At 52.0% G+C, this 269-nt stretch carries 1 pseudogene; it reads right to left on the reverse strand.

The features are described from left to right. A pseudogene (locus HBA93_RS21370) lies at window positions 1–269 on the reverse strand (phenylacetic acid degradation protein PaaN); the annotation flags it as partial.

Below are 269 nucleotides of genomic sequence, written 5' to 3' on the forward strand. Positions count from 1 at the left end.
ATTATGAACTGCGAGTTTATCGGCAATCGGTGTCTCTGCACTGTCAACGGCCAGCAAAATTGCATTTACCGGCAGATCTGCTTCCGCAAAAACCTCACGGAGGACTTTGACCGCAATCGCTAAAGGCAGGACAGCTGCGGGATGCGGTTTGACAATGACCGGATTACCGGTGGCAAGACTGGCAAAAATCCCCGGAAATGAATTCCATGTCGGGAAAGTGTTGCAGCCGATGGCCAGTGCAATACCTTCCGGTACCAGCGTCCAGTGTT

The organism is Ochrobactrum sp. SFR4 (assembly GCF_019730395.1).
Classification (GTDB): domain Bacteria; phylum Pseudomonadota; class Alphaproteobacteria; order Rhizobiales; family Rhizobiaceae; genus Pseudochrobactrum.